Source organism: Proteiniclasticum sp. (assembly GCF_032054185.1).
Classification (GTDB): Bacteria; Bacillota; Clostridia; order Clostridiales; family Clostridiaceae; genus Proteiniclasticum.
In genome coordinates, this window is the sequence record NZ_DAMBTF010000011.1 from 72,032 (window position 1) to 84,101 (window position 12,070).

A 12,070-nucleotide genomic window follows, 5' to 3' on the forward strand; every position below is an offset into this window, starting at 1 on the left:
CATTAATCTATTCTATTGGCATACTTAGGGTAGATTCTTATGAAGGTGAGTCAAGTCAAGACATCCCACAATAAATACTCACGAGTGTTTCACCAAGATGCTTAATCATGTTTCTTGACCAATTCATATCGCGCATTTCTTCCTTTCCCAATAAGATATAATTGATCTCTATCCGCAAGCTTTCTCAGGATACGATATGCCTGATTATCGCTTAAATTAAGCAGCTCTTTTACATTGTCCCTTGTAACAGATCCACCTTGGTGTTTTGCCAGTTTGATTATGAGCTCCTCAAACTTTAAGCTGTCAATTCCGGTTTGTCTGACATATCCAACTGAATTATCCTGATCACGATAAACCCTTGAACTTAAGATATAAGCCCTTGATTTCCCGCTTCCTGAAATTTCTATCAAACCTCTTTCTACTAACTGTTGAATAGTTGCGTTTGTTCTAATCTCACTTATGTGGAGCAATTCCGCCAATTCATGTATATTCAATCTTCTTTGCACTCTTAATGCAGATAGCACCATTAGTGAATTAATAGGTAACGTACGACCAGTTTTATTTTCTTCGTTCGAAATCATTTTGGTAAAAGCCATATCTGGTTCAGCTCGAGGAATAAATAACTTCACTACCCTATCACTCGACTCAGAATAGTCAGGTAGTGGTCTTCCAAAAACAATGGAACCTTCAAAAATACGATCTATCCCTCTTCCAGTTCTTTCTGCCAAACCAATTCTCTTCAATGCATCAGCCAGAGCCTGATTTCTGCCATGAGGCTCTACAGTTAGTAAATTATTTAAGTTAACGCCTTCAATAAAACCTCCAGGACTACTGATTGTTAGCCCTTCATCTTCAACCGCTAACCGCACCATTTGTAAAATTGAATAATCCCTATGACAAAATGCATTAACTAGCCCTTCACGGAACGCTGCTTCTGAAAACTCTGGAATTGGGATGCGAAATAAACCGAATTCCATTTCTCTTTCAGGATTCCATGCTTTCATATACGTTTCGAATAATTCGAATGTAGCGAGTAAAGGCTTAGAAAATTGTTCATTTATGCGGACTTGCGTGCCTTCAAGAACCTGAAAACTCGACTTTGCGGTAGGAATCAGTTCATTTAGACGATCTTCTTTGCCAATAAGAAGCATTCCTGTTATAGTCGGAAAAAGTACTCCATTTTCTTCTTTTACCAATCTTAAAGCTTTATCCAATTCTTCATCACTCAGCGTTAAAAGAGTCTTATCACCCTTTCTCATGGAAATGATACTTCGTAGGCGCAGACGCTCATTCGGATCCAAATCTGTGATATCTGCACTAGTTAATGCTAGAGCAGAAAAATCTAACAATCCTAGTTCGGATAATCTACTGTTAATGTCGAATGGATACATAGGTACATTCTCTGGGGTACCATCTAATTTTAATCTTCTTCTCTGTATTTTACCCTCTGATGTAGCAATAATTGCTCGACTCATTGGAATCTCGATTCTCATTACTTCTTTATTCTCTTCTTTTATTATCTCACAACGAACTGAAACTGATGGAACAGTTCTATTGGCAATCAATGCCATTAGCCCAATCTCATCATTATGTTGACTATGTATACCTGTAACACTTCCATCATCCTCAACTCCAAGATATAGGACACCGCCCTTAGTATTCGCTATACCTATTATAGAATCAATCAACTCACTATCACCAAGTCTCTTTATATCACTTTTAAATTCAACCGTTAGAGACTCCTTTATCGGTATAATTCTCATGCAAACACCTCCTAAACACATTTTAACACTCCGCGCGTTATTTCACAACACTCATAAACACTCGCGAGTGTTTATGAGTGTTATTATCTATTTAAAATGAATTCTATTATCTTAATGGCCGTGCTCAACAATATTTATACTTCGTCAGATTGACACTCCCCATAGCTAAAGCAAGGGGGTTCTTGGATGATTAAACCTCAGTCTGTTTCCAGTAGAGGAGTATGACTCCAAGCTAAGGGCTTTGTCATCAGCCCGTCCTAAGCCAGTGCATATAGCAGCTTAGGCTGACAGTCTGTAACCACCTGTCACAGGTGCAGTGATGATGTTCATCGCACCGAGAATGTCTCTGTGGGTTTTGAATCCACAGTGGCAGTTGTAAATCGCTTTATCTTGCCGAATCTTTTTCAAGTATTCCTCTCCCTCACCCACTCAAACAAGCCAGAATCCATCAACTTGTCTACTTTCAAGAAACAAATATAACTCTTGTCGTTGGCCAGTTGGCCATATACCGTATGTGCCAAAAGCCCCGCCATGACAGTAAATACAAAACCGTTCAGGATGTAAGGTTATACTACCCTAATATCAGATAGAGTTTAAATATTTCGTTCATATGGCGTACCATAAAAGTCCTGAACCACATGACTAACATGTGATCCAGGACTTTCATCTAGTCTCTATTCTTTATCAGATCAGCAACAAGTGCAGCTAGCCTGTCTGATGGCTGGCCCCCAGACCATATCCATCACAACCGTGAAAATATTTGTAAAAGAGCACAAGATCTTTAAAATAAGATTCTTCACGATATATTTGATTTCCGCCATTGACTGGTCTATTTCCATCAGCATCTAATCTGAAAATACTTAGAAGTCTTTCTTTCAGACCATCAGCTACTTCCTTCAAAGTACATAATTGTATGCCCCAGTTGGATAGGCAGCTTTAATTTCATTGCCATGATATTTATGATGCATTTTTAGTGAATTTTTCTTTTATAGGCATCTAGAAAATACATAGACTTCCAGATGGAGTCATGAGGATTCAACCAGTAGATGGAATCATTGATTTCCAGTGATATATATCCTTCAAACTTATTCTTTGTTATATCAAGAAGGTATTCCCCCACCGGATACTCACCTTCTCCTAAGATCTGATGATTGCTGTCAGCAAGATGAATATGTACAATCCGGTTTCCCAGAGCCTTAAAGAAATCATCTATTGTATCACCAGATACTTCCATAGCAACTACATCAAGGCATACTTTGAGGTTTTCATAACCCACATCTTCAAGCATTCTTTCAATGTCCGCAAGTGTACAGACAAGATTGCTTTCATACGGCTGCAGCTGCTCCAGCACAAGCTCCACATCATACTTCTGCGCTTCAGCGCAGATTTTTCTTATTGTACTCACGGTATTCTTCCAGGAGGTATCCCAATCCAGATTTCTTAATCCACATCCAGAATTGATAAACACTCTATTCGTACCTAGAATCAATGCATCCAGAAAGGCATCCTCAAAGTAACGGATTGTACGATTTCGAACACTTTCTTCTGGATGTGAGAAGCTATAGGGATAGGCTAGTGTCTCAGGTGTATACATGATCACTTTCATCCCTTTTTCCTCAAGCTTTTTTCTAATTGATTTTAGACTCTCATGTGCTTCCTCACTACTTTTGTAGTTTAACCTGCAGTAGTGAGGAAGCGCTCCCCAAAACTCAATATTCTTCACCCCACACTTTTCCATAGATTCAATAAAATATTCAAAGCTGTATTGCACGAACTGTACACTAAGCACTGCAATTTTCTCCAATTGGTTCACCTCTCTTAGCATAATTTTCTAGAAATCAGTCCTGCCAAAATGCATCTACTCTCCAATAATGGTTACAGTGATATTTCTCGAAGCAGGTCCATCAAATTCACAGAAATAGATTTCCTGGGCATCCCCCTTGGAGATGCTTCCAGCAATAATTGGCAGTACACAGTGATTGCCTGTCAGATGGCTTTTTAGATGACCAGTGGGATTCCCCGCAGTGGATCCGTATGCAGACAGCATTCTGGCATGTGCATAAGGGTGATCTTCGGGGATCAGTCTCTCCAGCATGTCATGCAGGTCGCTCTCCAGACATTCCAGAGCCTCATTCACCGTCACTCCTGTGGTGGTATGTCTTGAAATCACATACATGATTCCATTTTGGATCTCAGACTTACTCAAGATCTTCTTAAGTTCTTTTGTAATCAAGATCCATTCATTATATTTTTCAGTCTGCAGATGAATGAAAGAATGTTCTACCATACCGCTTCCTCCTTATCCCCCAGAAATACCAGTGCATTCTCAGATCTGATGAGTTCAAGAGTAGACTCTCGTAACCCCAGCTCTCCTAGAGCTTTTGCCATTCTGATCTGCTCAAATCTCGGATTGTTGCTGCCAAACATAATCTGGTGTCTTAAACTTCGATCAATCCAAGTGATTGCCAGATCATGGGTGAAAACACGCTGATAGAATTCACGTGCGCTGTCAAAGTACAATAGTGCAGTATCAGTATACACATTTCTGTATTTCAGCATCATAGCTGCTGTATCCTGAACCCATGGCCATCCAAAATGTGCAAGACAGATTCTGAGATTCGGATAGGACTGTGCAACCGGTTCAAACTCGAGGGGCCTTGAAAACTTCATCTCCGTATCATGCTCCATAGAAAGTCCGCTGTGGAAAATGATCGGTTTATTATACTCAAGGCAGATTTTATACAAGGGTTGAAGACGCTTATCCATTGGATAAAGCTTCAGACGGCTGAGGTTAAGCTTAAGCCCTCTTAGTTCAAGCTTCTCGAAGGCATATCGAAGCACCTCTTCCGCATCTTCTCGCATTGGATCCACACAGGCAAATCCGATGAACTTTCCTTCTGACTGCTTTACAAGAGAAGCCACTTCTTCATTGCTCACCACAGAACGACCGTGAGAACTGCTGTAGTCGGAGGCAAGAAGACAAAGTCTGTCCAGATCAGCACAAGCCATCTGGTTAAAGATATGCTCCAAAGGTGCAGTTCCATTGAGATGTATGTTCAGAGATTCATGTCTCAGATTCTGAGTGCTCTCGTCTCCACTTATCGGCTCGTAAAAATCGGGATGGACGTGCATGTCTATAAACATCCTTATCTCACCTCCATTGCAGCTCTTAAGTTGTCTATGGCTCTCTTTGCATAGAGTCTTGGTTCATTGATATAGTTTGTCACCAGCTCAATTGTCGCCGAACCCTTATAGCCGCATGATTGTATCTCCATAAGGAGTTCTTTAAGCGGAATATCCCCTTCCCCAGGAAGATAATGTGTATCCTCTCCGTTCTTTCCATCAATGATATGCATATGGCTCATCTTATCCTTGAGCAGGTCGAAATAGGCCATGATGCTTTCTCCCTGTACAAATGGGGGTACAATATCACACATCCCCACTATGTAGGGCGATTCTACAAGATCGAAAAGACGAGCCAGATCATTGGCACTCTTCACTACATTTGTCTCATAAGGGGTCAGAGCTTCAACTACGATGGTATGCTGGATTTTTTCCGCATAGTCTGCAAGCTCCCTAACCGTTGTGGTCAGCCTAGACCATATCTCATCATATCTTGCTCCATACCCCGCATGGGCAGGACTGATCATTGTAAACTCTGCACCCATCTCCTTCCCCATATCCATGCACATCTTCAAATATTCAACACAGTCTCTCCTCATGGCTTCAGAGCCGATCATGAAGTTATAAGGATAGGCATTATGTTCTGGCGTATACCCAAGAATCTGCACTTCATACTTTTCCATCAAAGATCTGATGTAACTGATGTCTCCATTTTTCAGATCAGGAGCAAAGGCATGTGGTCTTCCTCCCCAAAGCTCAATATAATCATACCCGAATCTCTTCGCATCTATGAAAGCGTGCTCCAATGGATTTCTCTGATAACCACTAGTAAATAACCCGATTTTCATTTCCTACTCTCCTCCTTATATTTTCCAGGGACCAAAAACACCGATAACTTCAGAAGCAAGTTTTGCACCCGTCTCCTGACATTTTTCTATGGATAATCCATTGAGCACTCCATGCAGGTACCCCGCAATGAAGCTATCTCCTGCTCCTATCGTGTTGACGACCTCGCAAGGAAAAACACCATATTCATAATACTTCTTTCCGTCGAATACCAGGCTTCCCTTCTCACCCAGGGTAGCGACTGCATGTTTCATCCCACGGGTGACCATATCCTTAAGAAAATCCTCAATGAATTGATCCCGTCCAAAATGATAGGAGAAGAACCCGTAATCAACATAGGACGCCGTACGCAGAACTACTGGATCTTCTAGTCTGTCCGCATAGTCAAAGCTGATGACGCCTCGACTTCTTTTTCGAATCTCTCCAAGAACCTGATCAGCCTTCCCCCATAATGCACTGTGAATGAGATCATGCTCTGCGGCAAATCGGATATCTTCTTCGGAAAACGCCATATGCTCCAGTACACCCTCAACATAATCACCATGGATTCTCTCCCCATCAACAAGATCCATAAAGGTTACAGCAGTAGCACCTTCTTGCACCGTAAGGTGGGAAAGATCAATACCAAGATCGCGTAATGTGCTAGCCATCAGCTGTCCGTTCTCATCCGTACCTGTTGTACTGATAAGAGACACATCCAGTCCAAGCTTTTTCATATTCACTCCGGTATCCACAACATTTCCTGTGGGATACCACCGTCCTATTCTTTCATAGTAATCAATGCAGTTGTCTCCAATCATAGCCGCTCTCATAATTCTCTCCTTTAATTCCAGAATGCCCGCCTCCAAGTAGTGCTTAAAGTTCAGGTAGACTCCAGTGCAGATCTGTAGAGGTGTTTCATTGTATGTTTCAGTGTCAGACCAAACACCATTCCTCTCGCAAAAGGATCATTTATGGGTGTTCATTCTCCGGCAAAATAAGGCAGGGTACCTAACCCTTCCGAACCTGCAGCATTGGTTCCAGCGGAGATATCGAAGGTGCTGGGAATGATAAACTCCTTACGCCATACCCTGTTATCGTTTACAAGGCGGTCGGTGTATATAAAGACTTGAACCGAACATAAGCATCATGTCTCTCACACCAAGAAGCCACTCTACTTTAAAAGCCTCTCAGTGTAAGATTCCAGATGAAACATTATCTTTTTACTTGAACCTCTTATAAGAGGTTTTCCCCCTTGAGATGGTCAGCAAGACTTTTGCATCTCTTATTGTATTCAGGGGCTCCTCCAGAAGATTGCGGTCATAAACCGCTAAATCTGCACCATAACCTTCCCTGATCTTTCCGAGCCTTTCTTCACGTCCATAAAGACTCACGATTCCACCCTGGGTCCAGGCATTAATGAGGGATACACGGTCCATAACATTTTTCTCGACAAAGGGTTCCACTGACTCTCCAACAAACCCTCCACATGCATAATAAATCGATTCTGGAAGATCTGGAAACAGCAGCGGAAGATCAGTAGCGCAGGAAATGGATACACCTTCAGAAACCATCGATGCCCTGTTCCAGATTCTGCGGTATTCTTCTCCCACATGACCTTTAACCTGATTGATCTTTCCTCGCCAGTCGTCGTAGATACTCTGAATCTGCGGATAGATTTCCGCATGGATATCAAGCTCAGCCATTTTACGGAACTCTTCATCTTCTCCCATCTCAAGATCAGTCATACTGTGTCTGTTTTTAAGTTTCCCGCACTTATCTTTTTTCATGCCGGACAGTATCCTTACACCTTCCGCCACAGCCATTCCTCCCTGAGCATGTAGAGACACCGCCAGATCATTTTCATCCGCTGCCTTTACCAAATCGTAAGCCTTTTCGTAGTCAGGGACAGTACGCACGGTATAACCCCTGCCGGAATAGTTCTTCTTAAGATGAGCTTCCTCCTGAGACATAGATCCATCAAGCATGATATTGAAGCCATGGAACCGAAAATCTTCATAAGCATACCTTTTCTTCATGTCCACTGCCCAGGAGATATCCCAGATTTTTGCCACAGGTTGACTCACAACAGCAGTTCTTATAGGTATACCTTTCTCCATACGATACTTCTCTAGCGCTTCTAAATATCCAAACCCTTGATCGAAAGCAACTTCCTTGACCGAGGTTACCCCTTTAGCAAGAAGCTTTCCCGTATGTTTTTCATAAGCGCTGAGAAAAGCTTCTTCATCTTTCAAGGCTTCTTCTATGAGGTGTACACAGCCTTCCATAGTCACGGGTCCGCTATTCACCGCATATTTAATCTCTGCTTTCTCATTCACCAGCATCTCATCGAAGGAACTGTGAAATAGAACGATGGGATACCTGTTGGGAAGTGATTTCTCTGACAGCGCCCTAAAGGCTTCTTCACAGACATTTCTCCCAAGAACAAGCTTCCTGTCGCCACGATTTACGAAATCCAGCAGCAGATCTTCTTGACCATATCCGGAAAAATCTTCTCCATAGTCCTGAAAGTACTTCCCCATAAAGAAACAGTGCGTATCCACTAGACCAGGAATGATCATGCCTTCTTCATAGTTCAGGTATTCTGTTCCCATTCTCTCTTGGTCATCTGGTGAGCCATAGCCCACTTTTTCAATCATTCCATCTGAAATCAGTAAATAACCATCAAGCAGCCCTTCTTCAGTGAAAATGTGTCTGCATCTTACAATCTTTCTCATTACCAAGCCCCCACATAACTCAAAGTGACACTGCTGTTCCTTGCACCCTGCTCCATTGCATATGGAATAGGATGACCTTCTATGACAGCCTTCAGAAAACCTGCGATATAGCTGTCTCCTGCACCCATTGAATCTCTGACTTCGCAAGGCACAATCCCGAACCGGTGAAAATCACCATCATATGCGATACTTCCGTTTTCACCCAATGTGACAATAACAACCTTAGGTCCTTTTGCTTTTTCTGTCACCATGAAATGAAGAAGATCATCTGTCTCCTCTTCTGCAGCAAAGAATGCATAATCAACGTAGGGTATTGCAGCTTCCTTAATTGGATCCTCAAGCTTTGTTGCAAAGTCAAATGCGATGAGATTTCCAAGGCTCTTCAGTTCAGGAAGTCTCCCCTCTATCTTTCCCCAGATCCCGCTTACGATAAGATCATGTTCCGACAGAAAGTGAAGATCATCCTCTGTAAGCATAAAATCTGCCATAACGCCTTCATCATATTCTCCAAAGACCCTCTCACCGTTCACCAGCTCCACCTGTGTGACGGCAGTGGATCCTTCTTTCACTGATACATGGGATATATCCACACCTTTCTGTGACAATGCTTCAGTGAGGATCTTTCCATAATCATCATTTCCCACAAATCCTATATATGAAGCTTCCACTCCTAAACGCTTAAGATATACCGCCACATTGACAGGATTTCCTCCTGGATATCCTGTATGCAGATTCTCATAGTAGTCAATACAGTTATCGCCCACTGTTGCAATTCTCATTTCTTTCCCCCATTTTATTATCTTCATTCGTCTGCAGTCACCAACAAGAGTTCAGCCTGATTTGGCAGTCCTTTTATTCACTCTATATATTGACCGATATCAGAAGTCTCACTTTAGTATTTAGTATTTCAGCTGTCTGTAATATCTTCTTATTTCCACCGGATGGCAGTTGATTTTTTCAAGATGCGCATCAATTCTTCTGTTCACAGCCATCATCACGAGGTGAGAGATATGCCCTCTGAAGCGCTCGCTTATTCCAGCAAGGGGATAATCTCGGGTATCGATAAATGTACAGTTTCCGCAGATTCTAGGAAGAAAGTCTCTGACTCTTTCTGCAAGAGGCCTCTGACTGTCTTCGCCCAGAAATAGTGTGACGTTACTGTCTCTGTCTATGACTTCGAGAGTACCATGTAGAAATTCTGCCGCATGAATAGATTTCGTTCTTATCCAGTGCTGCTCTTCCCAATAACACATGGCGTAGGAATAAGTGGCACCCATCTGATTGCCTGCACCTATGAAGTAATGCATTTCATCATTGTGATGCTTCTCCGCAAAAGCTTTTCCAAACTCGTCTGCACGTTTTTCCGTATCCACCAGAGCTTCTGGAAGATGTGCATCCAGTTCCTTGTATAGTTCTTCATACTCATCGAAGTCACCTCTTTGCCACATGAATCTGTCTGCCAACATAAAGAACTTCAGCTGTTCGTTCATGGGATAAATAACCAGATGGTCTGCTAATTCACCCATAGGTGTATCATCCTTGTCTATAAATCCGATGATTCTTGACCCTATATTCTCTCTGATATATTTTAGGGCGACAAGAACTTCTTCTGTTGTTCCGCTAACAGAAGAGAAGACCACAAGCGAGTTCTTTGTTAGCGCTTTGTTTCCTGTTGTCATATATTCGGCTGCATGCTCCACAAAAGCAGGCATGGCACTGAACTCCTTGATATGCTGAACGACCTGCATACTTGACGCGTATGTTCCCCCGATACCTAAAAAGAAGATATTGTCATATCCCTCTTCATGAATCCGATCCACAATTGCCTCGATTTCCTGGCGCTTGGTAAGTGCCCCTTTAAAACTTTCAACCCAGAATTCTTCATTAAATTTTAACATAACTTCCTCCTGATACTATACATTTTTACTTAATTTTGTACCACTAAAATGATACTAACATATCTCTTTCTACAATTCAACAAGTTTGTCAATTATTATACCACTCACCAATGAAAATAAGCCTGGTCCTCCAGGCCTCTTTCTAAACACGAAAATCCACACTGTAGTCACTCTTTCCGCTCCGCGTATAGCTTCTCGTAAATTCAATTACTCTGTCTTTGTTATCAAAACTTGTGCATTCGAATAAAAGAACCGGAACATCCTCATCCTCTTCAAGAATCTTTGCATCCCTCTGGTTAAGTTTTGTGATATCAAGTGTCTGGACAGCTTTTACCAGGTTTATACCATAGAACTCATAAATCTCATAGATGGAAAAAACTGTGAGATCTATGCCATGAAACTTAGGCACCAGATATTCGGGTATAAACAGTTCTTCAATGGAAACAGGCTCATTATTGTCATAGCATGTTCGACGAATATAATAAATCTGATCCTCTTCTTTTATGCCAAAGAGATCTGCAAAGAGCTTTCCTGCTGGCCTCGCATTCTTCTGAAGGATCTTGAATTTCGGACTTGCATTTTTGGACTTCATGACCTGAGTGAATCCTTCCAGAATATCAAGATTCCGCTCATACTTCTGTCCTACAACAAATATACCTTTCCCCTGGACTGAGCGAAGAAGACCCTCCTTAATCAATGCATCAATAGCACTTCTTACCGTCATTCGATTGATTCCGTATGTTTCAGCAAGTTCATTCTCTGAAGATATCGCCATACCTGGCTGATATTCACCTTCCTCAATCTTTGTTCTTATGATTTCTCTGAGCTGTAGATAGATTGGAAACGTATAGGTGATTTCCTTCTCATCCATGCTGTATTTCCTCCTGATTCTTTTTAACAAGTATGCTCGAGAACTTCATTTTGTCTGGCCTCACGACGGACCTGAAGTATTCCACCGGTCGTTCTCCACTGTCTTCTGCTGTACCGCTGATGAAGAAAAGCGGTGATTTATATGCTACAGAAAGCAGATTCGATTCTTCTTCAGTGGCATAGGTAAGAGTCAGTTTCTCCTGGCCCTTTACAATATCAACTCCATAAACATCTTTCAGAATTCTGTACAAGGAGACTTTCTCAAAATCATACTGATCAATTCCCTCAAACCGATGATATTCGATGAAGCTCGTTTCCAGCACGAATGGTTCATTGTCTACAAGTCTGACTCTAAGTAGCTCAAAAACCTTAGTGCCCAAAGGCAGTTTCAGCTTTTTCATGATCTGCTTATTCGCTTCAATTACCGATGCCAGGATTACTCTACTGGAAATCTTCTTACCTAAACCTTCCACTAGTTCAGTTAGGGAGTCCAGGTCATTCAGATTTCTTACGATTTTAGGCTCTTGTACAAAATTACCTGAACCTGTTACTTTGTACAGCTTACCTTCATCAACCATTCTTTGTATGGCCGCTCTCAATGTCGATCGGTTTATATTGAAAATCTCACTTAATTCACGCTCTGAAGGCAGCTTATCATGCGCTTTCAGCAGATTTACCTTTATGAAATACTCCAGCTCTTCCTGAGCTTCATTTCTGGATTTACTTTTTCCCTGATCATCCATTTTGTCTACCTTCTTTCCTATATCATACTAAAAGTATATCATATTTTATTCTGAATAAGCATTTCTGAAGACTCTTTCAGAAAACACAGCCAGATTATTATTACGGATAA

At 41.7% G+C, this 12,070-nt stretch carries 12 protein-coding genes; all 12 read right to left on the bottom strand.

From position 1 onward, the window contains the following. Nucleotides 1-101 precede the first annotated feature (101 nt). Nucleotides 102-1,763, bottom strand: a complete 1,662-nt coding sequence (locus RTX25_RS08090; protein ID WP_312652553.1) for an RNA-binding domain-containing protein — start codon at nucleotides 1,761-1,763, stop codon at nucleotides 102-104. Nucleotides 1,764-2,042: 279 nt separating this feature from the next. Continuing rightward, nucleotides 2,043-2,171: a zinc ribbon domain-containing protein gene (locus tag RTX25_RS08095; RefSeq protein WP_312652555.1), complete on the bottom strand. Its 129-nt coding sequence runs from the start codon at nucleotides 2,169-2,171 to the stop codon at nucleotides 2,043-2,045. A gap of 562 nt (nucleotides 2,172-2,733) precedes the next feature. Further along, on the bottom strand, nucleotides 2,734-3,567 hold the full coding sequence (locus tag RTX25_RS08100) for a sugar phosphate isomerase/epimerase family protein (RefSeq protein ID WP_397428532.1): 834 nt from the start codon (nucleotides 3,565-3,567) through the stop codon (nucleotides 2,734-2,736). Nucleotides 3,568-3,621: 54 nt separating this feature from the next. Continuing rightward, the gene (locus RTX25_RS08105) at nucleotides 3,622-4,050 is read right to left on the bottom strand and encodes a secondary thiamine-phosphate synthase enzyme YjbQ (protein WP_312652559.1); all 429 of its coding nucleotides are present in this window, start codon (nucleotides 4,048-4,050) and stop codon (nucleotides 3,622-3,624) included. Further along, nucleotides 4,044-4,907: an amidohydrolase family protein gene (locus RTX25_RS08110; RefSeq protein WP_312652561.1), complete on the bottom strand. Its 864-nt coding sequence runs from the start codon at nucleotides 4,905-4,907 to the stop codon at nucleotides 4,044-4,046. Before RTX25_RS08110 ends, RTX25_RS08105 begins: the two co-directional genes overlap by 7 nt. Nucleotides 4,908-4,909: 2 nt before the next feature. Continuing rightward, nucleotides 4,910-5,734 carry a fructoselysine 3-epimerase gene (gene frlC, locus RTX25_RS08115; RefSeq protein ID WP_312652563.1) on the bottom strand — a complete coding sequence of 275 codons (825 nt, stop codon included), beginning with the start codon at nucleotides 5,732-5,734 and terminating at the stop codon, nucleotides 4,910-4,912. Between the two features lie 15 nt (nucleotides 5,735-5,749). After that, nucleotides 5,750-6,544 carry a fructoselysine 6-kinase gene (gene frlD, locus RTX25_RS08120; protein ID WP_312652564.1) on the bottom strand — a complete coding sequence of 265 codons (795 nt, stop codon included), beginning with the start codon at nucleotides 6,542-6,544 and terminating at the stop codon, nucleotides 5,750-5,752. Between the two features lie 390 nt (nucleotides 6,545-6,934). Further along, the gene (locus RTX25_RS08125) at nucleotides 6,935-8,449 is read right to left on the bottom strand and encodes an amidohydrolase family protein (RefSeq protein ID WP_312652566.1); all 1,515 of its coding nucleotides are present in this window, start codon (nucleotides 8,447-8,449) and stop codon (nucleotides 6,935-6,937) included. Further along, nucleotides 8,449-9,228: a fructoselysine 6-kinase gene (gene frlD / locus RTX25_RS08130; protein WP_312652569.1), complete on the bottom strand. Its 780-nt coding sequence runs from the start codon at nucleotides 9,226-9,228 to the stop codon at nucleotides 8,449-8,451. The genes RTX25_RS08125 and frlD (RTX25_RS08130) overlap by 1 nt, the downstream gene beginning before the upstream one ends. 120 nt (nucleotides 9,229-9,348) lie before the next feature. Further along, nucleotides 9,349-10,347, bottom strand: coding sequence for an SIS domain-containing protein (locus tag RTX25_RS08135; RefSeq protein ID WP_312652571.1), 999 nt, complete (start codon nucleotides 10,345-10,347; stop codon nucleotides 9,349-9,351). Between the two features lie 142 nt (nucleotides 10,348-10,489). Next, entirely contained in the window at nucleotides 10,490-11,218 is a 729-nt protein-coding gene (locus RTX25_RS08140; RefSeq protein WP_312652573.1) for a GntR family transcriptional regulator, read from the bottom strand. After that, nucleotides 11,211-11,960, bottom strand: coding sequence for a GntR family transcriptional regulator (locus RTX25_RS08145; protein ID WP_312652575.1), 750 nt, complete (start codon nucleotides 11,958-11,960; stop codon nucleotides 11,211-11,213). The genes RTX25_RS08140 and RTX25_RS08145 overlap by 8 nt, the downstream gene beginning before the upstream one ends. Nucleotides 11,961-12,070: the final 110 nt, after the last annotated feature.